This is a genomic window from Saccharothrix espanaensis DSM 44229, assembly GCF_000328705.1.
Classification (GTDB): domain Bacteria; phylum Actinomycetota; class Actinomycetes; order Mycobacteriales; family Pseudonocardiaceae; genus Actinosynnema; species Actinosynnema espanaense.
Genome location: NC_019673.1, coordinates 2,499,630 through 2,524,796 on the forward strand (window position 1 = coordinate 2,499,630; position 25,167 = coordinate 2,524,796).

Genomic DNA, 25,167 nt, shown 5'->3' on the forward strand with positions numbered 1-25,167 from the left:
CGAACTCCGGAGGCGTGATGTCCACCGAGACTCCGTCACGGCGAGGTTTCGCCAGGATCGTCGCGGCGAGCGTGGCCGGCACGACGATCGAGTTTTACGACTTCTTCCTCTACGGCACGGCCGCCGCGCTGGTGTTCGACAAGGTGTTCTTCCCGAGCAGCGACCCGTTGACGGGTGTGCTGCTGGCGCTGGTCACCTACGCCGTGGGGTTCCTGGCGCGGCCGCTGGGCGGCGTGGTGTTCGGCCACCTCGGCGACCGGTTCGGCCGCCGGCGCACGTTGTCGTTGAGCCTGATCGTGATGGGCTCGGCGACGGTCGCGATCGGGCTCATCCCGTCGTACGCCTCGATCGGCGTCGCCGCGCCGGTCCTGCTGACGGTCCTGCGCCTGGTGCAGGGGTTGGCGCTGGGCGGCGAGTGGGGCGGCGCGGTGCTCCTGGTGGCGGAGCACGGATCGGCGGCACGGCGCGGGTTCTGGAGCAGTTGGCCGCAGACCGGCGGGCCGCTGGGCAACATGATCGCGACCGGGGTGCTGGCGGTGCTCGGGCTCGGGGTCACCGACGAGCAGTTCCTCGGCTGGGGCTGGCGGATCCCGTTCCTGCTCTCGGCGGTGCTCGTGGTGATCGGGATCTGGCTGCGGCACGCGGTGGAGGAGTCCCCGCTGTTCCTGGCCGCCCGCGAGGCCGCCCAGGAGTCCGGCCGCGAGTCCGGCCGTGAGCCCGGTGGTGAGCCCGGCCGTGGAGTGGCACCGGACCGGGCGCCGATCCGGACGGTGCTGCGCGACCACCGCAAGCCGGTGCTCATCGCCGCGCTGGCGAACGTCGGGGAGAAGGCGACCTACTACACGTTCAGCATCTTCCTGATCTCGTACCTGACCCAGATCGTGCACCTGCCGAAGGGCACCGTGCTCTCCGCCGTCACGATCGCGTCGGTCTTCCAGGTGGTGGCGATCCCGACCGGCGGGCTGCTCGCCGACCGGTTCGGCCGCCGGCCCTGCTCGGTCGTGCTCGCCGTGCTCATCGCGGTGTGGGCGTTGGTGGGCCTGCCGCTGGTGGACGGCGGCGGGTTCGCCGGCGTGGTGCTGGTGATCGTCGTCGGGCTGACCCTGCACGGCCTGATCACCGGCGCGCAGTCGGCGTTCTTCGCCGAGCTGTTCCCCAGCGAGGTGCGCTACACCGGGGCGTCGCTGGGCTACCAGTCGGCGACCGTGGTCGGCGGTTCGCTCGCGCCGGTCGTCGGCGTGGCCCTGCTGCACCGCTTCCCGTCCACGGTCCCGGCCGCGTTGTTCCTGTGCGCGACGCTCGCGTGCACGGTCGTCGCGTTCCTGTGGGCCGGTGAAACCCGCCAACGCGACCTCCGGGACATCCCCGCGCCTTCCCGGGTCGAGTCCGAGGGCTCGCGTTAGCCAAGTGCGGTTGCGGACACGGTCGGGCCGATACCGTCGTCCACGACGTCGACGCGCCCGCCGGCAGCTCTGACCGGCAGGGTCGACACCCTGTCGAAAGGCAGGGCGAGCGCTTCACCTTCGGCAGCGGTGGCAGTCGATCATCGTCGCTAACTTCGTTCGCATGGAACAACTTCCGGCCGGGGCGGCGATCCCGGTGGACGACGTGCCCGACGTGAGCGCCGAGTGGTACCTCGACATCGCACGGCTCGGCGTGACCAGCCCGGAGCCCGTGCAGGTGTTCGGCGCGTTCTTCACCGACGCGGTGCTGGTCCTGTTCGCGCTCGGCTCCCTGCTGCTGTGGTGGCGGGCGCGGCGGGGCTCGGCGGCGGCGATGGCGCGCGCGGTGCTCGTGCCCGTCGTGACCGTGGTGGCGTACGTGATCAGCGAGACGGTGAAGGTGGGGTGGCAGGTGGACCGGCCGTGCCGGGCGTTGGGCGAGGTGGTGACGGTGGTGGCGTGCCCGGTGGTGGGCGACTGGTCGTTCCCCAGCAACCACGCCGCCATCGCCGGTGCGGCGGCCGTCGGGATCGCCTGGTGCAGCGGGCGACTGGGGGTGCTCGCCGGGGCGGTGGCGGTGGCGGCGGCGTTCTCGCGGGTGTTCGTCGGGGCGCACTACCCGCACGACGTGGCGGCCGGGCTCCTGTGCGGAGCCGTTGTGGCGCTGGGGTTGCCGGTGGGCGCACGGGCCGTGGCCCCGGTCGTCGCGCGGTTGCGCCAGCACACGGTGGGTGGCGTGCTGCTCGGTGGGAGATGATGCCTGGCGTGCTTGTGTGGCTGGTAGCGGCGGTGCCGGTGGTGTGGGCGGCGATCACGTCGCTGCCCGGCCGGTTGGCACCCTGGGAAGCGGTGGCGTACTTGGTGGTTCTCGCCGCGGTGGTGCCGGCGGCGCGCCGGTGGCCGGTGGGGGCGCTGCTGGCGGCCGGGGTGACGTGGCAGGTGTCGTTCTTCGCGGCGGTGTCGGTGGACAGCACCGTGGCCGTGGGGGCGTTGTCGGCGGGGCTGGCCTCGGTGGCGTTCCTGGCCGGGCGGCACGCGACGACCGGGGAACGCGGTGTCGTGGCGCTCGTCGTGCTCGGTGCGGGCGCGGTGACGGTGGCGGTCGTCGTGGGCGGTGCGGACACGGCGTTGGCGGCGTTGTCCGGGACGGCGGCGCTCGCGGCCGTGCCGTGGACGATCGGGCGCTACCGGCGGCAGTACCTGGCGATGGTCGAGGCCGGGTGGCAGCGTGCCGAACAGCTCGAACGCGACGTCGACCGGGCCCGTGCCCGGGAACGGGCCCGGCTGGCCGCCGAGATGCACGACCTGGTCGGGCACGAGCTGGCGCGGGCGGCGCTGCGGACCGGTGCGCTGGAACTGGCGCCGGACCTGGGCGTGGAGCACCGCGCGTCGGCTCGGGCGGCCCGCGAGGCGGTCACCGCCGCCGCCGAGCGGCTGGCCGACGTGGTGAGCCTGCTGCGCACCGGGGAACCGGAGCGCGTCGAGTCGCTGGACGAGGTGCTGGACCGGGCCCGACTCGCCGGCCTGGTGGTGGAGTCGACCGGCGACGGCCTGGGGGCGGTCGACCCGGTCATCGCGCACACCGTGCACCGCGTGGTCACCGAGGCGATCACCAACGCGATCAAACACGCCCCGGGCGCACCCGTCACCGTCGACCTGACCCGAACCGGCAACAACCCCACCCGATCCGGCGGTGACCCCACCCAGGCAGACGGTGACCTCGACCGGGCCGGTGGTGACCTCGGCCGGGGTGGTGGGGCGGACGGCGGTGGGGTCGAGCTCAGCGTGGTGTCCGGACCGGGGCGGCGCGGCCCGGCCGCCGGTGGTGGCCGGGGGTTGCTCGGGCTGGCCGAACGGGTCGCGCTCGTCGGCGGCACGTTCGCCGCGCGCGACCTCGGCGGTGCCGGCGAGCGCGGCGGGTTCGAGGTGCGCGCGAGCCTGCCCGCCTCGCCGGTCCTGCACGACGCCCCGGCCACCGGCACCCACCGCCGCCGCGCAGAGCTGCAAGTCCGGCGCAGTGCCCGGCGCACCGTGCTGCTGACCTGCGCCGTGGCGGGTGGGATCGTGCTCGCCGCGCTCGGCTACCTGGTGTTCGACGCGACGACCTCCGTGCTCGACCCCGCCGACTACCAGCGCCTGCGGGTCGGGCAGGCCGAGTCCGAGGTGGCGGCCGTGCTGCCGGCCCGCACGCGGGTGGACGACCCCGGCCGGGCCCCGCTGCCGCCCGCCGGCGCGACCTGCCACTACTACAGCACCCACCGCAACCCGTTCGACGCCCGCCGGCTGGACCTCTACCGGCTGTGCTTCCGGGACGGCCGGCTGGCCGACAAGGCCCTGCTCGCGCGCGACCCGTGACCGGGGGCGAAGATGCCGGGTGTGATCAGGGTGGTGCTGGCGGACGATGAAGCGGTCGTGCGCGTCGGGGTGCGGGCCGTGCTGGCGACCGCGCACGACGTGGAAGTGGTCGGCGAGGCGGGCACCGGGCGCGCGGCGGTCGACCTGGTGCTCGCGCACCGGCCGGACGTGGCCGTGCTGGACATCCGGATGCCCGAGCTGGACGGGCTCGACGCGGCGGCGGAGATCCGGCGGCTGGACACCGGCACCGCGTCGTTGATCCTGACCACGTTCGCCGACGACGGGTACATCTCCCGCGCGCTCGGCGAGGGGATCGGCGGGTTCGTGCTCAAGACCGGCGACCCGCACGAGATCGTCGCGGGGGTGCGCGCGGTCGCGTCCGGTGCCGCGTACCTCTCGCCCCTGGTCGCGAAACGGCTGGTCGACCACGTGTCCGGCCGGGGTCCCCGGCTGCGCGCCGGCGACCGCGTCGGCGACCTGACCGGACGCGAGCGCGAGGTGCTCGGCCTGGTCGGCGCGGGCCTGTCGAACGCCGAGATCGCCGAACGCCTCCACGTCGTGGAAGGAACCGTGAAGGTGTACGTAGGCAACGTCCTGCGGCACCTCGACGTGCGCAACCGGGTCCAAGCCGCGATCGTCGCCTACGAAGCCGGTCTGATCCCGCCGACGACCTGACGCGCAGCCGCTCGGCCGCCGGGCCCGAGCGGCGGCGGCGCGGGTTAGGCTCGCGCTCATGGCTCCGGTCGAGTTCGACGTGGCGGCTCAGGACAGCCGGGTGGGTTCGCGCGTCGGCGGCACGGCGCCGCGATGCCTCGCGCTGGAAGGCGATCTGCTCGACCGGTACGACTACCTGCTCACGCTCGGCGCGGACGCCGCACCCTGGTCGGGCGGGCGCGAGGTGTCGGTGTTGCTGCGGCGGGGGTTCACCATCGCCGCCGACGACGTGGAGTACCCCGGGATCGGCGCGAAGGCCGTGCTGCACCCGCCGTCGCCGCGCGGTGACGACGTGCGCGGCGTCCACCCCGGACTCGGCAGCGCGGCCCTGGTCGACGCGGGCGGGCGGACGGCGTTCGTGCGGATCGCCGACGAGCCCGCGCTGATCCAGAACGAGCCGTCGTACGCGGCGGCCGTCGAAGCCGACGGGTACCGCTTCCTGTTCCAGGTGGACGACGACGGCCTGCCGCACGGCGACCACCCGGCCGGCGAGTTCCTGTTCGGCGACTACCCGTTCGGCTACGGCGCGATCTACTTCTACGGCGCGCTGGACGAGCACGGCCACGCCACGGTCGTCGTCCCGGGCTTCCTGGACTTCTAGGCCAGGCCCCGCAGCGCGCCGTCGAACGCCGCCGCCAGCTCGTCCGCCCGCTGCGGCGCGCACCGCTCGGCCACCCGCCGGGCCAGCGCCGCGAAGTGCGGGCCGACGGCGTGCAGGACGGACGCCGCCGCGATCTCGTCGGCCGGGACGACGAGGTTGACCGTGATCCGCTTGCGCGCGGCCGAGTACCGCAGGTTGTGCACGCCGCCGTGCCCCTCGCCGGACGTGATCGAGCCGCCCAGGGTGAGGCGCACGTCGAGCACGTCCAGCCCGTCCACGGCGATCGGCGCGAGCGCGGGCACCAACGCCCGCCGCAGGAGCACGCCGTCGGCGGGGGAGTGCTCGGGGCCGCCGAACCGGCAGCTCATGGTCAGTTCCACCCTCGACACCCCGTCCACCCGGCACGTTCTCCGGGTCAGGGTAGCCAAGCCCTGGCTTGTCCCCGGACACCGCCGCATCCGCCCGAAGCCCCGGGCCGGGTCGGTGGCCACTGCCGCGACCAGCCCGTCCAGCATCGCCCCTGCCTCGCGGACCGTCCCAGGCGGACCCGGCCAGCGTGACCACGAAGTCGAAGCCGCCACGACCGCGAGCACGTGCGCCATCGCGGCCTGCCGCGCCGCCCGCCACCGGCGGCCCTCGGCCGGGTCGCCGAACACCGGCACGCCCTCGTCCCCGGCGCGGCCTCGATCTTCACCCGCCGCACGCGCGGTCCGGCCCCGGTCACGGCGGATCTCGAAGTCGCCGGATCAGGTGACGCAGCCCGACAGCCGGTGCCGGCCCGGCGTGCGAGGTTCCGCCTCACCGGTCGCGCAGGCGTCCCAGCGTCTGGTCGAGCTCGTCGCGCAGGACCCGCCGGGCGGTCTCCGGGTCGCCGGCGGCGATGGCGTCGACCAGCGCCGCGTGGGCCGCGTCGCCGGTGTCCGGGTCGGCCACCCGCAGCGCCAGGAGTTCTACCAGGTCGACCAGGGCGCGGTGCAGGACCGGCCGGAAGTCGGTGAACACGGCCGTCAGCACGGGGTTGTGCGCCGCCGCCACGACCGCCGCGTGCAGGTCGATGTCGGCCGCGACGAACTCCTCGTCACCGCCGGCCGCGCGGCGTGCGGCCAGCGCCGCCCGCAACGCCGTCAGGTCGGCGTCGGTCCGCCGTAGCGCGGCCAGGCCGGCGGCCTCCACCTCCACGGCCACCCGCACCTCGTAGACGTCGGTGACGGCCGCGCGGCGCAGGACAGCGGGCCAGTCGTCGGCGGTGGTGGCCAGGACGAAGACGCCCGCGCCCTGGCGGGCCTGGACGAGCCCGGCCCCGGCCAGCGCGCGCAGCGCCTCGCGGACCGTCGACCGGCCCACGCCCAGGGCGGTGGCCAGCGCCGTCTCGGCGGGCAGCTTGGTGCCGACCGGCCACTGGCCGGCCGCGATCCGGGCGCGCAGGTGGTTGGCGGCCTGGTCGACCAGGGGAGACGGCCGGAGCAACGTGACCCACCTCTCGTCACCCCTCAGGTTGTCTGAGGAGTTGGTTCGTGGCTAGGGTAGCGCCATGTCGGTGCGGGAGCTCCTCCTCGGTCGCCGCCGCGGGGCCTGACCGGACCGGCCGCCCCTCGGCGGGTGCCGTGCTGTGCCGGTCGTCCGCCGACCGAGAGCGACCTCCTCCGCCATGACCACGTCCGAGACCTGGAACCGGCAGCGCCCGAGCGCGATGCCGCACCACCGCTACCGGCCCGCCCACCACCGGGTCGAGGTGCCCCTCGTGGACCGCACCTGGCCGTCGCGCCGGATCGACCGGGCACCGCTCTGGGTGCCGGTCGACCTGCGGGACGGCAACCAGGCGCTGGCCGAACCGATGGACACCGCCCGCAAGCGCCGGTTCTTCGACCTGCTGATCACCGTGGGCTTCACCGAGATCGAGGTCGGCTACCCGTCGGCCAGCCGGACCGACTTCGAGTTCGTCCGGCACCTGGCCACGAGTGGCGCGGTGCCCGACGACGTGACCGTGGTCGTGTTCACCCCGGCCCGCCACGACCTGATCGACCGCACGGTCGACTCCGTCCGAGGGCTGCCGAACGTCGTCGTGCACCTCTACACGGCCACCGCGCCGACGTGGCGGGACGTCGTCCTCGGCCGGTCCCGCGCCGAGTTGCACGAGCTGATCCTCGACGCCGCCGGCCACCTCGCCCGACGGGTCGGCGACCGGCCGGGCGTGCGGTTCCAGTTCTCGCCCGAGGTCTTCAACCTCACCGAGCCCGACTACGTGCTGGAGGTGTGCGACAGCCTGACCGCGCTGTGGGACGCGGGCCCGGACCGGCCGGTGGTCCACAACCTGCCGGTGACCGTGGAGATCGCCACGCCCAACGTGTACGCCGACCAGATCGAGTACATGGACCGCCACCTGGCCCGGCGCGAGTCGGTGATCCTGTCCGTGCACCCGCACAACGACCGGGGCACGGGCGTGGCGTGCGCCGAACTCGCGCTGCTGGCGGGCGCGCAACGGGTCGAGGGCTGCCTGTTCGGCAACGGCGAGCGCACCGGGAACGTCGACCTGGTCACGTTGGCGCTCAACCTGTACACGCAAGGCGTGGACCCGATGCTCGACTTCTCCGACATCGACGCCGTGCGCGAGGTGGTGGAGCACTGCAACCGCCTGCCCGTCCACCAGCGGCACCCCTACGGCGGCGACCTGGTGCACACCGCGTTCTCCGGAACCCACCAGGACGCGATCGCGAAAGGCTTGGCGCACCACGCGAAACGGGCGGCCGAACTCGGTGTGCCGGCGGCGGGAGCGCCGTGGGACGTGCCCTACCTGCCGATCGACCCGGGCGACCTCGGCCGCACCTACGAGGAGGTGATCCGGATCAACTCCCAGTCCGGCAAGGGCGGCATCGCCCACCTGCTGCACCGGCACCACGGGCTGGACCTGCCCCAGGCGATGCGGCCGGACTTCTCGCGCATGGTGCAGGAGGTGACCGACGGCACCGGCCGGGAGTTGGCGCACGAAGAACTCCGAAAGTTGTTCCACACCAACTACATCACCCCCGCGCACGAGGGCGTGGTGACCTTGGGGTCGTGGTCCGCCGTGGAGACCGACGGCGAACACCGGTTCTCGTGCGCGTTGGCGGTCGACGGTCGTGAAGGCTCGTACGAAGGTGTCGGCAACGGCCCGCTCTCGGCGTTCACGGATGCGTTGCGCGCGGCGGGAATCGCCGTCGACATCCTCGCCTATTCGGAGCATGCAACGGATACCGGGCCGGACAGTCCCGCTGCGGCGTACGCCCGGTGCCGGGTGGACGGCGTGGAGCGGTGGGGATCCGGCTGGGACACCTCGATCCTGACCGCGTCCGTGCACGCCGTGCTGGCCGCGGTGAACCGGGCCCGCTCGTGACCGCCGTGTCCGAAGCCCGTGCCGTGGACGTCGTGCGTGGCGGCGACCGATCGGCGCTGAGGTGCCGCTGACCGCCCGATTCGGCTGAGCCGGATCAACGGGCGGTGGGCGTGCGTGTGGTCCGGCGCTGACCACCGTGCCGCCGTTCGGGGGTGTTTGGCCGCCGCCGAACGGCAGGCCCGGTGTTATGGGGATCTGGGAGTGGGGGAGCGCGACCGCGCGTCGGTACGGTCCGCCAAGACGACGGGCACGAACAGTGCGCGGCCCTGCACCCGCGCGCGTGCGCTCCGAAACGAGGTCCCTGTGAGTCGAAAACGCAGTCTGCGCCTGGTGGTCGTGCTGCTCGCCCTGACCTTGGGTCCGGGCACGGCGGCCGCCGCCACGCCCACCGCCACCGCCGAACCGTACTGCTACGACGAACCGTCGTCGCAGACGGCGAGCGTGAGCGACCTGAAAGCGTCGTTCACCTCCGCGAACTGGATGCAGACCCTCCAGGCCGTGTACAAGCGGCGCTGGCCCAGCGGGGAGGCGCTGGCCATCGCGCAGGCCAAGGACAAGTACTGGAACCAGTTCGTGAACAAGTCCAGCTTCGACGCCTTCGCCGAGTCGATGATGGTCGCGATCCACGAGGAGACCCACATGTGGGACCTCGACCCGGCGCGGACCCGGTGGAACGTGCACACCGCCGCGTGGATCAACGCCTCCCGCCAGGCGACCGTGGTGCCGCTGCACGACGGCTTCGCCCGCAAGGAGATCATCCCGCTGATCCGGGACAAGTACTCCGACTCGATGGACGGCATCTACCTGCGCGACCGGACCCAGGGCGACTACCACCTCCAGGGCGTGATGGCCGAGCTGAACGCGGGCCTGACCGGCCTGCCGGCCGCGACCGTGCTCCAGGAGTTCATCAAGGGCGTCGGGGCGAGCAACGCCCGGGACATCGCGGCGACCAACCTGCGCTACCTGCTGCTGTACCTGCGGGTGGCCAAGGACAAGCACCCGGCGTACTGGGCGAAGATCAAGAACGAGCCCAAGCTGCGCGACCTCGTGCTCACCCAGTTCCTGCGCACCGCCTACTGGCTGGAGAAGTCCGCGCCGTACGGCAGCAAGCTGGGCGGCCCGAACGCCGACCGGATCACCGCGACCAACTACGCGCCGGAGAACATCTCGATCCTGGAGGAGTTCACCGGCAGGCGGGTGCGCGTCGACACCCAGAAGCACTGCACGCTCTGACCCACTGTCCACTGTGGAGCTTGAGGCGTTCGGTGCCGGCCCCTCCGGCACCGAACGCCTCGGCGCGTCCCCGGCAGGTTCGTCGCCGGCAGGTTCGGTCCTGGTCGGGTCCGGTCACTGGCAGGTTCGTGCCGGCGGGCGTGCCGCAGGGCGCTCCCGGGGCGCTCCCGGGGCGACGACCGCCCCGGCGACGACTCCCGCGCCCGAGGGCCACACCCCGGCGCACGAGCCGCTGGTGTCGGCCGCCGTCGACCGGGTGTTCCAGGTGTACCTGAACGGCCTGGCCACTACGTCGTGACCGTTTCGCCAGACTGACCCACGGCTGGCTCGACCGCCAGGACCGCTGGCCCAGGTTCAGGTCCACTCCCAGCGCACGCCGTACATGCCGGACTTCACGTCCTGCGCGGCCACCAGCGCGCTGCGCCGGTCGACCAGGCTGATCTCCCGGTCGGCGCGGGGCTGCGACCAGGTCGGTGCCTCGAAGCGGTGGCAGCGAATGGGCAGCATGGTCTGGTCGAAGCTCACCTGGAGCACGTAGAGCGCCACCGGCGTGGTGAACGCCCGGAAGTACTCGCGGTCGAACACCGGCTGGCCCATGATCGACCGGTACTCCAGCGAGAACACCTCGCCGGACCGGTAGGAGCGTTCCAGCAGCAGTTCCGCGCCGACCACCCGGCGGGCGTGGTCGCGGCGCACCCGGCCGAGCCGGCAGCGGTCGACGGCCTCGGTGCGGACCAGGTCCAGGTCGTCCGCCGAGTCGGCGAAGTTCACCGAGAAGCAGCGGCTCACGCCGTCCCGCACGGCTTCCGCGACGGACCGGGTGCGGACTTCGCGCAACGTCCGGTCCGGATTGACCCGGACGTGTTCCTCGACGTAGAGCAGGCGTATTCCGTCGAACTTCTCCGGACTGATCTGGTCGACGAGTTCGGCCACCGCGGCGGATTGCGGCAGCACGTCGGAACGGGGGTGGCCGGCGGTGTGCCGGCCGCGCGGCCGGCGCGGTCCGAGCAGGGTGATCAGCGCACCGGACTCCAAGCCGAGCAGCACTTCCAATTCGGTGACCGCGCGCAACGAGCCGGGGCGTTCCGGCCGGTTCGTGCCGGATTGCCAACTGCTCAACGCGGCCACCGAAACCGGTGTGCCGCGCCGGGTAAGCCTGGCCTGCACGGCCTGCAACGTCAATCCGCTGGCCCGGATGGCGCAGCGCAACGCACCGCTGAACGTCGCACCGGCGTTCGTTCCCATGCCACACCTCCGACCGCGCCCGTGGCCCCGGGCCGCACCCGGAATTACAGGGATTTTCCAGGAAGTGGCCCGGCGTCGCCTGGAAATCCTATCCCACCAGCACTTCCCGGATCACCGGCCGACCGGCCGTACGGGGAGTCCACCAGGCGGTGCGCGGCGCACTTGTGAACGGGCACCCGCCCAGTACGGTGAAGCTGTCCTGCTTTCCGATCGGTGAAAGGCCCTTTCCCCGTGCCGATCGGTAATTCGCCCTGCGGGTCGACTTCTCCCCTGTCAGAACGGAGTTGACAATTGCTTCGCAGAATTCTCGCCGCAGCCGTCGGGGTCACCCTGTCGACGCTCGCGCTCGCCGCGCCGGCCGTCGCCGCCCCGGTGCAGATCCAAGCCCGCAACATCACCGTCAGCGGTGGCGGTGAGTACGCCTCGTACGTGCCGCAGGCGATCCAGATCTGGAACAGCCGGGTGCCCAACATCCGGATGTCGCAGGTTTCCAGCGGCGGCAACATCCAGATCTCGGTGACCAGCGGCGGCGGTTCGCGCGCCTCCATCGGCCACGGCTCGGGCTGGATCATCCTGGACCGCGTCCAGATCAACCAGGGCTACTCGCCGCTGCGGGTGGTCGCCCACGAGATGGGCCACTCACTCGGGTTGCGCGACAACTACAACCGCGACTGCAACATCCTGATGTCCGGCGGCAGCGCGGGCACGCAGTGCCGCAACCCCAACCCCAGCGCGGGTGAGGCGAACTGGGTCAACCAGAGCTTCGCGGGTGGCTTCCGGGCCGAGCGCTCCGGCCCGATCGAGTGGGCCGTGGACTCGTGGCCGGCACCGGCGGAGGCGCTCAGCGCCGCGTGACGCGACGTGCCCGGCACCGCAGGGACCGGGCGGGCTGAAGGGTCACGCACCCTCGCCGGTGTGCGGGTGGACGGTATCGCGGCCGTCCACCCGCACATCCCCGGCACGCCTGGGTGTCAGCCCTGTCCCGACACCCAGGCGCCGATGCCGTCCGCCGTGGTGGGGAGTCCGGCGGACAGCACCTCGGCCCCGGTGGCGGTCACCACCAGGTCGTCCTCGATCCGCACGCCGATGCCGCGCAACTCCGGCGGCAGCGTCAGGTCGCCGGGGTGGAAGTACAGGCCCGGCTCGACGGTCAACGCCATCCCCTGCTCCAGCACGCCTTCCTGGTACGCCTCCGGCCGTGACCGGGCGCAGTCGTGCACGTCCAGGCCGAGGAAGTGGCCGGTGCCGCAGACGATGTAGCGGCGGTGGTGCTGGCCGTCGCGGTCCAGCGCCTTGTCCACCGACACCGGCAGCAGGCCCCAGTCGTGCAGGCCCTCCGCCAGGACGCGCATCGCGGTGTCGTGGAACGCCCGGAAGTCGTTGCCCGGCCGCACTTGCGCCAGCGCGGCCACGTGCGCGTCGTGCACCAGGTCGTACACCCCCCGTTGCGCCTCGCTGAACTCGCCGGACACGGGGAAGGTGCGCGTCACGTCGGCGGTGTACAGCGTGGTCGCCTCCACGCCCGCGTCGAGCAGCAGCAGGTCGTCCTCGCGGACCGCGCCGTCGCACCGGGTCCAGTGCAGCACCGGGGAGTTCGCCCCGGCGGCCACGATCGAGGCGTAACCCGGACCGTTGCCGGCCGTGCGCGCCCGCCGGTCGAACGTCCCCTGCAGCCACCGCTCCCCGCCGCCGCGCACGGCCGTCCCCAGTTCCCGTGCCACATCGGCGAAACCGTCGACGGTCGCGGCGACGGCGGCCCGCAACTGGCCGACCTCCCAGTCGTCCTTGATCCGGCGCAGTTCCGCGAGCACCCGGCGCAGGTCGGCGCTCGGCCCGCCGGCCAGCGCGTCGAGCAGGGGGTCCCGGCCGCCGGACAACGTCGCCGGGTGCCGGCCGCGCAGCCCGCGCGGCAACTCCTCCAGCGGCCGGCAGGGCAGGCCCAGCGCCCGTTCCCACTCGGCCGGGCCGGGCACCGCGCCGACCCAGAACGGGCTGCGGTCGGCGTCGGCGAAGAAGTCGACCTCGTGCGCGTCGGCCGGTGTGGGCAGATAGAGCACCGTGTCGTGGCCGGCCGCCGAGGGCTGCATCACCAGCACCGCGCCCTCCGCGCGGAAACCGGTCAGCCACACGAAGTCGGTGTCCGCGCGGAAGTCGTGGAACGTGTCGTGGGACCGCACCGAGGGCCGTCCGGCGGCCAGCGCCAGGCGTCGTCCGGGGAACGCGGCGGAGAGCCGGTCCCGGTGCGCGGCGGCGGCCTCGGCGGCACCCGGCACGAGGTCGGCGCGGACGTCCGGATCGGCCCAGCCGTCCCGGACCCAGGTGCGGAACCCGTCCGCTTCGGCCGGCTTCGCCAGGTCCCGGCGGGTGCGGTTGTTCATCGGTTCCCTTGTCGCCGTGGTGATTGCGCGGAATTGCGCGGTTCATTTCCGCAAAAACGCTTCGCCTGTCCCGGTGATGGTGCCCGCGCAACGCCCTTGGCGGGTAATCCCGAACGGCTATAGGGTCGTGCTATGGACCTGGAGATCCGGCACCTGCGGGCCATGTGCGCCATCGCCGACGCGGGCAGCGTGTCCCGGGCGGCGGCCCGGCTCGGCATCTCCCAGCCGTCCCTGACGACCCTGCTCCAGCGGGTGGAACGGCTGGTCGGAGGCCAGTTGTTCGACCGCAGCCGGACCGGCGTGACTCCCACCGAACTGGGCGACCGGGTGCTGCGCCGGGCCCGTCTGCTGCTGGTCGAGCTCGATTCGTTCGGCGCCGACCTGACCGGCGGCGGCGACGGTCCGATCCGGTTCGGCACGGTGCACATGGAATGCGTGGCGACGCTCTACGAACGCCTCGACAGGGGTTTGCCGGAGGACGACATCTCGTTGCACGTCGACCCGTCCGCGACCGCGCTCGCGCAATCGCTCGCGCACGGCCACCTCGACGCGGCGGTGATCGGAATCTCCGAGGACCAGGACATCGCGCTGGACCGCGACCTCGCCCAGCGCATCCTGCTGCCGTGGGTGCCGGTGTTCGTGGCGCTGTCCGCGGGGCACCCGCTGGCCCGCGCCGCCGAGGTCGACCTGGCCGACCTGGCCGACGAGGCGTGGATCGGCCCGCCGGGCGCGGAGGACGGCTCGCTGGCCGCCCTGCGCGCGGCGTGCCGCAAGGCCGGTTTCAGCCCGCAGATCAGGTTCGAGGTGCCCAGCGGCGGCGGCCGGCAGCTCATCGCGGCGGGCAAGGCCGTGCAGCTGGTCGAGCCGACCTCGTCGGGCGGTCCCGGCCTGGTGGTCCGGCCGCTGGTGGGGGAACCGCTGCGGTTGCGGCTGGTGCTGGCCTGGCGGCGGCAGCGGGTGGACTGGGACCGGGCGAACCGGATGTACGCCGAGGTGGCCAGGGCGTACACCGAGCACGCCCTGGCCAGCCCGTCGTTCCGGCCGTGGTGGGAGGCGCACCGCGAGGTGCACCCGCCGATCGGCTGAGACCGGTACCGGGTTCCTAGTACCGGGTGGTGACGGTGACCCCCGAGCACGCGGCTTCGCCCTTGAGGCTGACGTAGGCGTACCCGGCGGCCGGATCGGCGACGGTGATCGACTCGGTGTTGCCGGCGGCCGTGGAGCGGTGCGTCGCGGTGGCCGCGGTCGCCCACGAACTGCCGCTGTAGAACAGGTCGCAGTTGCCGGTGCCGCCGGACGCGGTGATCCGCAACGACGTCGTGCCGGCCGGCAGCGGCAGGTACAGGTAGTCGTAGCCGGAGTCGGTCGCGGAACGGTTGGCGCGCCCGCAATCACGGCCCAGTTCCCGCGTGTCGGACCCGGTGCACGCGGTGGTGCCGCTGATCGTCACGGACTTGGTGGCGGTGGCCGTCGCGCCGCCGTTGTCGGTCACGGTGAGGCGGACGGTGTAGGTGCCATCGGCGGTGTAGGTGTGGCTGGGTGCGGCGGTCGTGGCCGCGGTGCCGTCACCGAAGTCCCAGCGCCGCGCGGAGATCGTGCCGTCCGGGTCGGTGGAGCGGTCGGCGAACGCCACCACGCGGCCGCTCGCGGTGGCGGTGAAGTCGGCGACCGGCGGGCTGTTGGTCGGCGTGCCGCCGCCGCACGAGCCCGCCGCGCACGCGGAAAGCCAGGCGTACCAGTCGTTGTCGTAGCGGGTGCCGATCGTGGACTTGAGGTAGGTGCGGGCGGCGGTCCAGTTCCCGGTCCGGTAGTAGCCGAGCACGCGCGCCACGTCGGCCGGGTGCGACTGGAGCAGGTACCGCACGGCGAGGTAGCCCCAGCGGTAGATCCGATTGGTGTCGTGCGAGTACGTGGTGTCGAACAACGTGCTCAGCGCGTACGTCCGGCGACCGGCCTCGGTGATCGCCGCGTCGTAGGAGACGTTGCGGTAGTGGTAGGAGATGTACTCGCCGAAGCCCTCGACCCACCAGATGGTCGGCGTGGTCATGCCGGCGTTGAAGTCGCCGTGCATGTCGAAGCGGCCGTCGAGGTAGTGCGTGTACTCGTGGTTGAGGTTCCAGATCTCGAACGCCGGCCGCAGCCACTCCGCCTCGTAGGCGATGAACCGCGCCTGGTTGCCCGCTGCCGACGGGTCGCCTTCCAGGTACATGCCGCCGTTGTTGGTGTCGATGCCCCACATCGCGCCGGCGTAGGTCTGGTAGTCGGTGCTGGAGTTGTAGGCGATCACCTCCAACGCGGTGTTGCCGTCACCGGCCACCGGCCCCGGATCGTCGACCACGCGGTGGAAGTAGGCGTCCTGGGAGAGCAGGCTCGCGCACGTGCGCGACAGCTCGTCGGCGGACATCTGCTGCGCGCGGATCCGCAACGTCGAGCTGCACGTGTGGTTGATCGGCAGGACCGCTGCCGCGAGCCGGTTGGGCAAGTCGCACGTGTCGTAGTACGCGCAGTTCGCCTTGTCGTACGAGTCGGTCATCTCCGCGACCCCGACCCACAGCGGGGCGGTCGCGCCGGTGACCGACGACCTGCCCAGCAGCGCTTTGGCCTGCGGGCGAACCTTCGCCTGCAAGGCCGTGTGCTGGAGGAACCGGCCGAGTTCGCGCCCGGCGTTGGAGGTGAGGTAGCTCCGGTCGCCGGAGAGCAGGTCGAGGTGGTTGGTCGCGAAGCCCTGGAGGGTGTCCACCACGCTCGGGTCGCGCTGCACGGCCGTCACGAACTCGGGCACCTGGTGGCCCCGGAACAACACCGTGTACACGTTGTTGACCGCGTTGAGCATCCACCACGAACCGTCGTAGGAAGCGTTGTAGCCGTTGAGGAGCCGCTTCACCACGTACAGGTAACGTGCGTTCTGCTGGGAGCTGTCGATCAGCGTGACCGCTTCGGACAACGTCTCGCCGTTGGCGTCGTTGACGTCGAACGCCCGCGGATTGGCGAAGAAACTGTCCAAACCGGACTGGACGGCCGCGCGGAGCGTCGGGCCGTACGAGCCGACCACGGACTCGTTGTACCACTGGACGTAGTAGCCGGCGCGCAGGTAAAGGGCGAGCTGCGCGGTACCCGTGGAGTTGTTGCCCGGGTAGGCGGAACCGTTGTCCCGCAGACCGTAGGCCACGCTGGTCATCTGCGCCTCGCGGAACGCGTTGTAGGCGTCCGTGCCGGTCAGGTTGAACAACGTGTTGACGCAGTCGGTGGTGGATGACCGGATCTGCGCGACCAACGCGGATCCCGTCTTGCCGGTGAAGTCGGCGGTGTTGCACGCGGCGGCTCGTGCCGAGGGGCGGGCAGGCTGCTCGGGTGCGCCGTAGTCGCGGCGCAGCTCGTCCTTCGAGGCCGACAGTGGGGCCCGCTCGTCGATCGGGAGCCGCTGCTGCCCAGTCTTGTTCTGGCCAGTCTTGTCTTGCCCGGTCTTGTTCTGTACCGCGTGGTTCTGTGTCGCGGGGTTGTCTGGTACGGCTTGCGCCGGGACGGCGGTGGTCAACGCGGTGACGGCCGCCAGCAGGGAGGCACATCGTCGGAAACGTGCGAACGCCATGGGTTTCGTCCTTCGCGGGTGGGCCGCGCACGGGATCTGCGCCGGCTGAGGGGCAGGGAACCGCTCTGGGCGCAGCGTCACACAGCCCGACAACCCGTGGTCATGCCAACCGTCGATAGCCCCGGCCTATGGCAGGCCCGGCGTCCCCTGGCGCGGTCAGCCGGCGAACAGCAGCGACGCGACGACCGGGGCCAGGTACACCAGCGGGAACGGGACGTGGCCGAACGAGCGGGCCCGCAGCACGGTGACCACGGCCCCGGTGAAGTACGCGATCAGCCTGACCACCCACGTCGCGCGGAAGAAGACCGAACCCGCCGAGAAGGTCGCCAGGAACGCGGCGACGGCGGTGACGACGACGTGGGTGGTGCTCATGGGAGGCGCTCCGTCAGGGCTGTCCCGCTCTGGCACAGCCCTGACGGAGCGCCTCCCGCGAATGTGACCGCCGACCGAAGGGCTTCCTGTTCTCCCAGCTCAGAACGCTGTCGGGGGCGGTATTCAGGCCGCCAGCGCCCGGTACGGCCGGACGATGTTCTCGATGAACCCGTCGATCTCGCTGTCGACCTTCGCGTAGGTCGGGTCGTCCAGCTCGTTGTCGATCGCGTGCACCCGGCCGGCGACGCTGCCGTGCGCCCGCAGCCTGCCGTAGTCGTCGGCCAGGTAGAGCGAGTTGGCGACGACGCTGGGCAGCCGGTGGTCGTCGGACACGGTGATGGTGATGTCCGGTTCGGTGATGTGGATGCGCGGTGGCTGGGCCCGCGCCCCGAGGCGGGCCGTGCGGACCCCGGTGGAGGCCTGCACGTGGATCAGGTGGCAGGAGGACAGGACCGACTCGCCGAACACGTTGAGCGCCTTGACCACGTCCGAGCGGGCGAACTCGACCAGCGTGATGGACGTGGTGGAGATGTTGCGCCACACCCGCTGCGCCAGCGCGTCCAGCGCCGGGCGCAGGTTCTCCTCGCTGGCCACCCGGAACGCGCCGCCCGCGTCGGCGGTGAAGCCGTCGCCGCGCTCGTCGTCGAGCAGCAGCAGGTTGTGCACGAAGTCGTGGAACGCGTAGACGTAGTCGCTCAGCTCGTCCACCTGGAACCGCAGCTCGGTCAGCTTCGCGGTCAACCTCTTGCGCACCAACGACTTCCCGGCGCCGGGCAGCCCGGTCACGAACACCACCGGCGCGGCGTCGCGGAACGCCAGGTGCCGCACCACGGCGTTCACCGCGACCGCGTCGAGCGCGTACTTCGAGCGCACGTAGCGCAGCTGCCGGGTCAGCTCGTCGCGGTCGCCCGGCCGGCGCAGCCCGCGCAGCACCTCGTTGGCCAGCACCGACTCCAGCGGCAGCGACTGGTCCCAGACCTGGTCGAAGTGGGTCTGGAAGACCTTCGCCGGGGACATCCCGTCCAGCCGGTTGGGGCGGTCGCGGGAGCCGTCGCGGTGGTTGAGCACGGTGTGGTGCACGACGCCGGTGAACACGTGGTAGGACAGCTCGTCGGTGTTCAGCGCGGTCGCCACCCGGATGTCGATGCCCCGGCTGAGCAGCTCGGCGGCCGAGGTCAGGCACTCGCGGCTCTCCCGCGTCACCAGCCGCACGCCGTGGTCGGCGTTGATCCGCTGCCACGCGGCCTGGATGTCGCGCAGCACCGGGTTGTCGCCGGCCGGGCGCAGGTTCGGCACGAACGCGTCCAGCCGGTGCACGTCGGCGTGCTGCGACGTGGCCAGCACCGCCGCCAGGTAGTGCCGGCGGGACACCCTGTGGGACAACGCGTTGGGCACCTTGCGCCGGCTCGTCGCGGCTCGCAGCAGGGCGAGGATCCCGGCCACCGCCACGCCGCTGAGGACCGGCAGCACCAAGTGGGACCAGATCATCGTCAGCCTCCTCGTGGCAGGTCGTGCACGAACCCGGGGTACGGGTCGCAGCGGTGCTCGACCATCACCTTGGCGATCTTCGCCGCCTCCGCCTTGAGGTCGGGCACGTACTTGGCCAGGTTCTCCCGCACGCTGTGCACGACCAGGCCCAGGCTCGCCGCGACCTGGTCGCGCGCGTCGAACACCGGCACCGCCACCGAGCACGAGCCGAGCGTCATCTCCTCGCTGGTCAGCGCGTAGCCCCGGTCGCGGGTCGCGGCCAGTTCGCGGCGCAGCCGGCCGGGTTCGACGATGGTGTGCCGCGTGCAGCGGACCAGCGGGCGCGCGCAGTAGGTGTCGATGAACTCCTGGCTGGCGTAGGCGAGCAGCGCCTTGCCGACGCCGGTCGAGTGCATCGGCAGCCGGTTGCCCTCGCGCGAGATTATCGGCACCGCCCGGTGCCCGGTGAGCTTGGCGACGTAGAGCGTGTCGTGGCCGTCGCGGACCGCGAAGTGGATGTTCTCCTTGCTCTTCTCGTACAGGTCCTGCATGAACGGCAGCGCGATCTCGCGCAGCCGGCGCGGCACCGGCGACAGCAGGCCGATCTCCCACAGCCGGGTGCCGATCTGGTACCGGTTGTCCGCGTTGCGCTCCAGCGCCCCCCACGCCTCCAGCTCCGCGACCAGCCGGTGCGCCGTGGCCAGCGGCATCGCGCAGCGCGCCGCCAGCTCGGTCAGCGTCAGCGTGGGGTGCCTGATGTCGAACGCCCCCAGCAGGTCCAGCGCACGTGATGTCGCCGACCGCCCGTTCCCCTGTGCCATCCGTCCTCCGCTCCCTCTGGCGGGTAGGAGGATCCTCGCGGGGCCGTGGAGCGGTAAAGGTCTCGCTTCCGTTAAACGGAAGTCCGTGCGCGAACAACACCGTATCGGGTGGTCAGGGCGGCGGGATCCGTTCGATCGGGGTAATGCTTCCGACTGTCGGAAGCGAGGGGGACCACATTTTTGCGGACGACCCGGCGTCGCCGCTCGCCCGACCTCCGGACAGGCGCTCGCCCGACCTCCGGTCAGGTGCCGGCCAGGGCGGTGTCCCTGCGCGCCAACGGGATCAGCGGCGACACCAGCAGCGGGACCAGCATCAGCGCGGCGGCCGTCCACGGCAGGGCGGGTGCGGCGTGGTCCAGCACGACCCCGCCCAGCGCCGCGCCGCCCGCCACCGCGCCGTTCCACGCGGCGATCGTGAGCGACTGCGCGTGGTCGGCGGTGCGGCCCGCCACCACCGCCGTGACCGCCTGGAACGCGGTGGGCGCGCCGCCGAAGGCCAAGCCCCACAACGCGACGGCCGCCAGCACCACCGGCGGCGAGCCGTCCGAGCACGCCAGCAGCACGATCCCCACCGCCGTCAGGGCCGGGCACCAGGCGAGCACCGCGCGCGGGAACCGGTCCAGCGCCGCGCCCACCGCGAGGATGCCGCCCACCGCCGCGCCGCCGAAGACCAGCAGTACCGCGCCGAGCAGCCCGGTCCGGCCGAACCCGGCCAGCACCGGCCCCAGGTAGGTGTAGAGCACGTTGTGCCCCAACGAGAACCCCGCCACCACCACGAACACCGGCCACATCCCCGGCACCCCCCGCCGGGTGCCGGACGCCGGCACCGCCGGGACCGGCGGCACCACGGCCGCGACCCACCCGAGCAGCGGCACGGCGATCAGGCCCATCACCACGAACGCCCACCGCCAGCCGACCAGCTCGCCGAGCAGCGTCCCGGCGGGCACGCCGACCGCGAAACCCAGCGGGGTCCCGGCCATCGCCACCGCGAGCGCGCGCCCGGCGCGGGCCGGCGGCGCGATGCTCATGGCGTACACCGCGACCAGCGACCACATCACGCCGGTGATCGCCCCCGACGCGATCCGCGCCACGAAGACCGCGCTGTACCAAGGAGAAGCCGCGATGACGAAGTTGGTCACCGCGAAGCCCAGCACCAGCGCGAGCAGCACCGGCTTGCGCGGCAGCCGGGAAACCAGCGCGGTCAACGGGATCGCGGTGAGCGCGGTGGTCAGCGCGTAGCCCGTGACCAGCTGCCCGGTGGCCGAGGGGGACACGCCGAAGTCGGCGGACATCCCGAGCAGCAGCCCGGCGGGCAGCACCTCGGTGAGGCAGCCGAGCAGCACCACCACGGCCAGCGGGAGCAGCGCTCGGAGCGGGAGTTCCTGCCGCACGACGTCGTCCTTTCCGAATGCGCGGCGGCCGGGACGCCCCGACGCAGTGGGCCACGTCGGGGCGTCCGGTGGTGGATCAGCCCTTGGCGAGCTGGGCGTCGATCCACGCCCGCAACGTGGCTTCGCCGCGGTAGCCGATGTTGCGGGAGTTCGACAGCTCGGCCGCGTTGCGCATCGGCACGAGCGTGGGCAGGTACTGGATCCGGTAGCGGGACGACAGGTCGCGGCTGACGTCGGTGTCGATCTCGCCGAGCACGAACCGGCCGCCGTACTCGGCGGCGAGCCGTTCGATCACCGGCTTCATCTGCTTGCACGGGCCGCACCAGGTCGCGCCGAAGTCGAGCACGACCAGCTTGGTCCTGGACATCTCCAGGACCTGCGCGTGGTTGGCCGACGTCACCTTGATGACGTTCTCCGCGCTGATCACGACGTCGGAGGCCGGTGCGGCCTGGGCCGGGGCGGCGACGGCCGCGGCCGCCACCACGGCGAGCGCCGTGATGCCGGCACGCAGCCAGGTTCGGAACTTGGGCATGGTGGATCTCCTCGTGTGCAGGGATCGTGCAGGGAGCGCGGCAGCGTTCAGGGAGCGGCGACCGTGGGAAGTCCGGCGGCCACCCAGTCCTCGATGCCCTCGCGGTACTTGCGGACGTTCGGGTAGCCCAGCTCGATCAGCCGGGCGCCGACGAACTCGCTGTTGCGGCAGGGCGCGTTGGCGCAGTAGACGACGATGTCGGCGGACCGGTCCGGCAGGACGACCGGCGCGTGCCGGTCGGTCGACCCGGCCGCCTGTTCGTACGGGAACCCGGGGATGTTCACCGCCCCCGGCAGGTGCTCTTTCTCGTAGTACGCCGTCGGCATCGTGTCGACCGCCACCAGCGTCCCCGTTTCGAGGCCATCGCGGAGTTCGTCACGGGTGATCAACGGCAACATGGCACATCCTTTCCGGCCGAGCCGCGGGGCGTGCCACCGAGTGTGTCGGCGGACCGGGCACCGCGCCCACTGCCGGTCGGCTATGCCGTGCGGTTATCCAGCCACCGGCGATATCCGGGGTGTTCGCCGGCGAGTGCGCGATAAGCCCGCACGGCGGCCTCGTGGACCTCGGCGAACCGCTCCGCGAACGGGTGGTCGGTGCGCCACAGCAGGATGTGCTGCACGGTCATCGGCGCGCCCGCCAGCGGCCGCACCGCCAGGCCCGGGAGCTCCGGCGTGGTCGGCTGGGTGAGGCTCACCCCGTGGCCGCCGACCACCAGCCGGTCGCGCATGGTGTCCACGTCGTGCGCGATCTTCGGCACGAACCCGTGCGCCAGGCACATCTCGCGGAACACGATCCGGCAGCCGTCGCCGCAGCTGGACACGATCCACGGCTCGTCGGCGAGGTCGGCGAGGTCCACCTCGGCGGCGCCGGCCAGCCGGTGCCACGCGGGCAGCGCGACGAACGCGGGCTCGGTCACCACCCGCTCGGCCCGCACCAGCCCCGGCACGGCCAGCGTGCGCGGCCCGCAGAGCAGCACCAGCGCCAGGTCCACGCACCCGTTCGCGACCTGCGCCACCAGCCTGGTGTTGGACAGGTCGGCCCGGGTGGTCAGCTCGCCGGGCACCAGTTCGCGCACGCACCGGAACACGTCGGAGGCCAGCGCGCTGTCGTTCCAGCCGACCCGCACGTCGCCCGCGGTCCGGGGCTGCCGGCGGAAGTCCCGGTCCAGCTCGTCGAACGCCGGGATGATCGCCTCCGCGCGGGCCAGCACCAGCTCGCCGATCCGGGTCGGCCGCACGCCCTTGGGGTCGCGGTCGAACAACCGGTCGCCGACGAGCTGCTCGATGCGGCGCAGCTGGTGGCTCAGCGCGGGCTGGGCCAACCGCAGCTCGGCGGCGGCCCGGTTGAGGCTGCCCGCGCGGGCGATGGCGCGCAGCACGCGCAGGTGTCGGACGTGGAGCTCCATTCACCCATGAGACTCGTCCGGTCTCAGCCTGTCATCGGCTTAGGCCGCACGGGTGTCGGTGGCTGGGCCTGGGAGTGCAACGGCCTAGGCCGGGCGGCCGTTCCGTCCACGGCTCGGAGCTGGTCCGTATAAGACGCCGGCATGACGGTTCGGCAGTACCTGTCGCCGATATTCCTGCTCATAGTGGAAGACGATTCCCTGAATCCTCCCTGCGTCATCCCTGCGTCATCCCTGCGAAAAAACAATCTCGGAGCCGTCGGTGTTGCTGCCAACTCCGCTGACCGAGCACTGTGCCGCGCCCCTGCGCAGCGGTCGGCACGTGTGCGTCGGAGTGAGTCCGTTCAACAGCTATTTCACGGTGGACCGCATCACCGCGCTGGCCCGGTGGGCAATGCGCGAATTCGAGCGGTTCCACTTCTTCGTGCCCGACCGGGCCGCCGTGCACACGCTCGAAGCGCTCGGCTACGACCCGGCCCGCGCCCGCCTCAAGGCCCGCCGCCAGGGCCAGTACGTGGTGAACAAGATCTGCCGGGCGCTGCGCGACCTCGACGTGCCGTGCCCGGCCGACCACGTGCTCGACGGCGAGGCGCTCGCCGCCAACCCCTGCTACCAGGCGCTGCTCGCGCAGGCGCACGGCCTGTTCGCGGCCGACGGCGAGTTCGCCGGCCAGTGCCTGGAGGCCACCCGCTGGGTGCTCGACCGCCGGCTGCCGGACGGGGCCGCGCCGACCGGAACCCAGCTGCGCCAAGCGGTCCGCTACTTCCTCGCCGAGCTGCCGATGTTCGTCGACACCCCGGCGGTGGTGGGCGCGGACAGCTCGGTGTTCGCCTACCACCAGCGGGTCGGGTTCCTGGAGCTGCTCTACGCCCGGGAACTGGCCTGGCGGCCCAGACCCGAACAGGGCTTCGTGGTCCTGCGGCCCAGCGACGAGGCGGAGTGACCATGGCCCACGACGACTACTCCCTGCGCCGCCTGCCCGACTCGGCCCGCTGCTCGTGGGTGTCGGTGGCGGTGCAGCGGTTCGGCCAGGTCTCCTCGTTCCACCAGTTCCTGCTCGGTGCCGTCCTCGGCTTCGGCATGACGTTCTGGGACGCGGTGCTGGCGATCACGCTCGGCGCGGTGATGCTGGAGGTGGTCACCGTCCTGATGGGCGTGGCCGGCATGCGCGAGGGGCTGTCCACCTCCGTGCTGGCCCGCTGGGCCGGGTTCGGCGGCCGCGGGTCCGCGCTGGTGGGCCTGCTGGTGACGCTCAGCCTCGCGGGCTGGTTCGGCGTGCAGAACGACGTGTTCGCGCACGGCCTGCACGCGCTGATGGGCGGCCCGCCGGTGTGGGCGTGGGCGGTGTTCGGCGGGATCGCGGTGACCGGGATCGTGGTCGCCGGGTTCCACACCATGGCGTGGACCGCCTACCTGACCGTGCCCGCGTTCCTGCTGCTGGCCGGGTACGCGATCACCCAGGAGCTGCGCCGCCACGACCTGGCCGACCTGGTCGCCATGCCGCCGCCCGGCCCGGCGCTGACCGTCGCGCAGGGCACCACGCTGGTCGCCGGCGCGTTCATCATGGGCGCGGTGATGACGCCGGACATGACCCGGTTCAACCGGCGGGTCGGCGACGTGGTCAAGCAGACCCTGATCAGCGTCACCCTGGGCGAGTACCTGATCGGGCTGACCGGTGTGCTGCTCGCGCACGCCGCGCGCAGCGCCGACGTGGTCGCCGCGATCACCTCGACCTCCGGCGTGCTGGGCACGCTCATCCTGGTCACCGCGATCATGAAGATCAACGACTGGAACCTGTACTCGGCCTCGCTCGGGCTGGTCAACACCGTGCACGTGCTGGCCGGGCGGCGGCTGTCGCGCTCGTCGGCCACGATCGCGCTCGGCGTGCTGGGCACCGTGCTGTCCGCGCTGGGCATCCTGGACCACTTCACCACGTTCCTGACCTGGATCGGCGTGATCACCCCGCCGGTGGCCGGGATCGTGATCGCGGAGTACTTCGTGGTGCGCACCTGGCGGGACGCGCTGGCCGCGTCCCGGGCCACCGGCGAACTCCCGGACGACCCGCCGGACTGGGTGCCCGCGTCGCTGGTGTGCTGGGTGGTCGGCGCGGCGGTGGGGATCTTCCTGCCGGTCGGCATCCCGACGATCAACTCCGTCGTGGTCTCGTTCGCGCTATACGCTCTGCTCGGAAGGACTGTTGGGGTCATGAGGCCGCCGCCCGGATCCCGCGTCGACACGCACCGCTAGACGGG

General features: G+C 72.3%; 24 protein-coding genes. 12 read left to right on the forward strand and 12 right to left on the reverse strand.

Annotated elements, in window-relative coordinates:
- Positions 1 to 17: 17 nt before the first annotated feature.
- The 5 genes from BN6_RS11465 to BN6_RS11485 all read left to right on the forward strand — a co-directional run bounded on the left by BN6_RS11465 (position 18) and on the right by BN6_RS11485 (position 5,112).
- The gene (locus BN6_RS11465) at positions 18 to 1,403 is read left to right on the forward strand and encodes an MFS transporter (protein WP_015099788.1); all 1,386 of its coding nucleotides are present in this window, start codon (positions 18 to 20) and stop codon (positions 1,401 to 1,403) included.
- A gap of 163 nt (positions 1,404 to 1,566) precedes the next feature.
- On the forward strand, positions 1,567 to 2,199 hold the full coding sequence (locus BN6_RS11470) for a phosphatase PAP2 family protein (RefSeq protein ID WP_015099789.1): 633 nt from the start codon (positions 1,567 to 1,569) through the stop codon (positions 2,197 to 2,199).
- Between the two features lie 8 nt (positions 2,200 to 2,207).
- Complete coding sequence (locus BN6_RS11475) at positions 2,208 to 3,797, forward strand: histidine kinase (protein ID WP_158509377.1); 1,590 nt, start codon at positions 2,208 to 2,210, stop codon at positions 3,795 to 3,797.
- Between the two features lie 21 nt (positions 3,798 to 3,818).
- Positions 3,819 to 4,472, forward strand: coding sequence for a response regulator (locus BN6_RS11480; protein WP_041312596.1), 654 nt, complete (start codon positions 3,819 to 3,821; stop codon positions 4,470 to 4,472).
- Between the two features lie 58 nt (positions 4,473 to 4,530).
- Positions 4,531 to 5,112 carry a hypothetical protein gene (locus BN6_RS11485; RefSeq protein ID WP_041312598.1) on the forward strand — a complete coding sequence of 194 codons (582 nt, stop codon included), beginning with the start codon at positions 4,531 to 4,533 and terminating at the stop codon, positions 5,110 to 5,112.
- Here BN6_RS11485 and BN6_RS11490 read toward each other — a convergent pair.
- Together BN6_RS11490 and BN6_RS11495 are read right to left on the reverse strand one after the other, a co-directional pair.
- Entirely contained in the window at positions 5,109 to 5,774 is a 666-nt protein-coding gene (locus BN6_RS11490; RefSeq protein ID WP_015099793.1) for a hypothetical protein, read from the reverse strand. The two genes, BN6_RS11485 and BN6_RS11490, sit on opposite strands and share 4 nt — an antisense overlap.
- A gap of 136 nt (positions 5,775 to 5,910) precedes the next feature.
- The gene (locus BN6_RS11495) at positions 5,911 to 6,579 is read right to left on the reverse strand and encodes a FadR/GntR family transcriptional regulator (protein WP_015099794.1); all 669 of its coding nucleotides are present in this window, start codon (positions 6,577 to 6,579) and stop codon (positions 5,911 to 5,913) included.
- Positions 6,580 to 6,760: 181 nt separating this feature from the next.
- Between BN6_RS11495 and leuA the strand changes: the two genes are divergently transcribed.
- From leuA to BN6_RS45530, 3 genes are all read left to right on the forward strand, one after another.
- Positions 6,761 to 8,482, forward strand: coding sequence for a 2-isopropylmalate synthase (gene leuA, locus BN6_RS11500; RefSeq protein ID WP_041312600.1), 1,722 nt, complete (start codon positions 6,761 to 6,763; stop codon positions 8,480 to 8,482).
- Between the two features lie 303 nt (positions 8,483 to 8,785).
- Complete coding sequence (locus tag BN6_RS11505; RefSeq protein WP_231905211.1) at positions 8,786 to 9,715, forward strand: hypothetical protein; 930 nt, start codon at positions 8,786 to 8,788, stop codon at positions 9,713 to 9,715.
- Positions 9,716 to 9,728: 13 nt separating this feature from the next.
- A complete protein-coding gene (locus BN6_RS45530; protein WP_015099797.1) occupies positions 9,729 to 10,013 on the forward strand; it encodes a hypothetical protein in 285 nt (94 codons plus the stop codon).
- A gap of 56 nt (positions 10,014 to 10,069) precedes the next feature.
- Here BN6_RS45530 and BN6_RS11510 read toward each other — a convergent pair whose 3' ends face one another.
- A complete protein-coding gene (locus BN6_RS11510; RefSeq protein ID WP_015099798.1) occupies positions 10,070 to 10,960 on the reverse strand; it encodes a hypothetical protein in 891 nt (296 codons plus the stop codon).
- A 291-nt stretch (positions 10,961 to 11,251) separates the two neighbouring features.
- Between BN6_RS11510 and BN6_RS11515 the strand changes: the two genes are divergently transcribed.
- Complete coding sequence (locus tag BN6_RS11515; protein WP_015099799.1) at positions 11,252 to 11,815, forward strand: snapalysin family zinc-dependent metalloprotease; 564 nt, start codon at positions 11,252 to 11,254, stop codon at positions 11,813 to 11,815.
- A gap of 116 nt (positions 11,816 to 11,931) precedes the next feature.
- On the opposite strand, the gene BN6_RS11520 is transcribed toward BN6_RS11515, so the two are convergent.
- A complete protein-coding gene (locus BN6_RS11520; RefSeq protein WP_015099800.1) occupies positions 11,932 to 13,338 on the reverse strand; it encodes an aminopeptidase P family protein in 1,407 nt (468 codons plus the stop codon).
- A gap of 132 nt (positions 13,339 to 13,470) precedes the next feature.
- Between BN6_RS11520 and BN6_RS11525 the strand changes: the two genes are divergently transcribed.
- Positions 13,471 to 14,424, forward strand: a complete 954-nt coding sequence (locus tag BN6_RS11525) for a LysR family transcriptional regulator (RefSeq protein WP_015099801.1) — start codon at positions 13,471 to 13,473, stop codon at positions 14,422 to 14,424.
- Between the two features lie 16 nt (positions 14,425 to 14,440).
- Here BN6_RS11525 and BN6_RS11530 read toward each other — a convergent pair whose 3' ends face one another.
- From BN6_RS11530 to BN6_RS11565, 8 genes are all read right to left on the reverse strand, one after another.
- Complete coding sequence (locus tag BN6_RS11530; RefSeq protein ID WP_015099802.1) at positions 14,441 to 16,927, reverse strand: collagenase; 2,487 nt, start codon at positions 16,925 to 16,927, stop codon at positions 14,441 to 14,443.
- A gap of 156 nt (positions 16,928 to 17,083) precedes the next feature.
- Complete coding sequence (locus tag BN6_RS11535; protein WP_015099803.1) at positions 17,084 to 17,299, reverse strand: hypothetical protein; 216 nt, start codon at positions 17,297 to 17,299, stop codon at positions 17,084 to 17,086.
- 123 nt (positions 17,300 to 17,422) lie between these two features.
- A complete protein-coding gene (locus tag BN6_RS11540) occupies positions 17,423 to 18,787 on the reverse strand; it encodes a DEAD/DEAH box helicase family protein (protein WP_015099804.1) in 1,365 nt (454 codons plus the stop codon).
- A 2-nt stretch (positions 18,788 to 18,789) separates the two neighbouring features.
- The gene (locus tag BN6_RS11545) at positions 18,790 to 19,587 is read right to left on the reverse strand and encodes an IclR family transcriptional regulator (RefSeq protein WP_015099805.1); all 798 of its coding nucleotides are present in this window, start codon (positions 19,585 to 19,587) and stop codon (positions 18,790 to 18,792) included.
- Between the two features lie 242 nt (positions 19,588 to 19,829).
- Positions 19,830 to 20,978, reverse strand: a complete 1,149-nt coding sequence (locus tag BN6_RS11550; RefSeq protein ID WP_015099806.1) for an MFS transporter — start codon at positions 20,976 to 20,978, stop codon at positions 19,830 to 19,832.
- Between the two features lie 76 nt (positions 20,979 to 21,054).
- Positions 21,055 to 21,510, reverse strand: a complete 456-nt coding sequence (locus tag BN6_RS11555) for a thioredoxin family protein (protein WP_015099807.1) — start codon at positions 21,508 to 21,510, stop codon at positions 21,055 to 21,057.
- Between the two features lie 47 nt (positions 21,511 to 21,557).
- Positions 21,558 to 21,908 carry a rhodanese-like domain-containing protein gene (locus BN6_RS11560; protein ID WP_015099808.1) on the reverse strand — a complete coding sequence of 117 codons (351 nt, stop codon included), beginning with the start codon at positions 21,906 to 21,908 and terminating at the stop codon, positions 21,558 to 21,560.
- Positions 21,909 to 21,988: 80 nt separating this feature from the next.
- Entirely contained in the window at positions 21,989 to 22,918 is a 930-nt protein-coding gene (locus BN6_RS11565) for a LysR family transcriptional regulator (RefSeq protein ID WP_015099809.1), read from the reverse strand.
- 259 nt (positions 22,919 to 23,177) lie between these two features.
- On the opposite strand from BN6_RS11565, the gene BN6_RS11570 reads away from it, so the two are divergent.
- Entirely contained in the window at positions 23,178 to 23,858 is a 681-nt protein-coding gene (locus tag BN6_RS11570; protein ID WP_015099810.1) for a tRNA-dependent cyclodipeptide synthase, read from the forward strand.
- Positions 23,859 to 23,860: 2 nt separating this feature from the next.
- A complete protein-coding gene (locus BN6_RS11575) occupies positions 23,861 to 25,162 on the forward strand; it encodes a purine-cytosine permease family protein (RefSeq protein ID WP_015099811.1) in 1,302 nt (433 codons plus the stop codon).
- The last annotated feature ends 5 nt before the right edge of the window (positions 25,163 to 25,167 follow it).

Excerpts from the sequence above, each read along its gene's own strand:
- BN6_RS11465 (WP_015099788.1), top strand. The coding sequence starts at position 18 with ATGTCCACCGAGACTCCGTCACGGCGAGGTTTCGCCAGGATCGTCGCG.
- BN6_RS11470 (WP_015099789.1), top strand. The coding sequence starts at position 1,567 with ATGGAACAACTTCCGGCCGGGGCGGCGATCCCGGTGGACGACGTGCCC.
- BN6_RS11485 (WP_041312598.1), top strand. The coding sequence starts at position 4,531 with ATGGCTCCGGTCGAGTTCGACGTGGCGGCTCAGGACAGCCGGGTGGGT.
- leuA (WP_041312600.1), top strand. The coding sequence starts at position 6,761 with ATGACCACGTCCGAGACCTGGAACCGGCAGCGCCCGAGCGCGATGCCG.
- BN6_RS11510 (WP_015099798.1), bottom strand. The coding sequence starts at position 10,960 with ATGGGAACGAACGCCGGTGCGACGTTCAGCGGTGCGTTGCGCTGCGCC.
- BN6_RS11520 (WP_015099800.1), bottom strand. The coding sequence starts at position 13,338 with ATGAACAACCGCACCCGCCGGGACCTGGCGAAGCCGGCCGAAGCGGAC.
- BN6_RS11525 (WP_015099801.1), top strand. The coding sequence starts at position 13,471 with ATGGACCTGGAGATCCGGCACCTGCGGGCCATGTGCGCCATCGCCGAC.
- BN6_RS11530 (WP_015099802.1), bottom strand. The coding sequence starts at position 16,927 with ATGGCGTTCGCACGTTTCCGACGATGTGCCTCCCTGCTGGCGGCCGTC.
- BN6_RS11535 (WP_015099803.1), bottom strand. The coding sequence starts at position 17,299 with ATGAGCACCACCCACGTCGTCGTCACCGCCGTCGCCGCGTTCCTGGCG.
- BN6_RS11540 (WP_015099804.1), bottom strand. The coding sequence starts at position 18,787 with ATGATCTGGTCCCACTTGGTGCTGCCGGTCCTCAGCGGCGTGGCGGTG.
- BN6_RS11545 (WP_015099805.1), bottom strand. The coding sequence starts at position 19,587 with ATGGCACAGGGGAACGGGCGGTCGGCGACATCACGTGCGCTGGACCTG.
- BN6_RS11555 (WP_015099807.1), bottom strand. The coding sequence starts at position 21,510 with ATGCCCAAGTTCCGAACCTGGCTGCGTGCCGGCATCACGGCGCTCGCC.
- BN6_RS11560 (WP_015099808.1), bottom strand. The coding sequence starts at position 21,908 with ATGTTGCCGTTGATCACCCGTGACGAACTCCGCGATGGCCTCGAAACG.
- BN6_RS11565 (WP_015099809.1), bottom strand. The coding sequence starts at position 22,918 with ATGGAGCTCCACGTCCGACACCTGCGCGTGCTGCGCGCCATCGCCCGC.
- BN6_RS11575 (WP_015099811.1), top strand. The coding sequence starts at position 23,861 with ATGGCCCACGACGACTACTCCCTGCGCCGCCTGCCCGACTCGGCCCGC.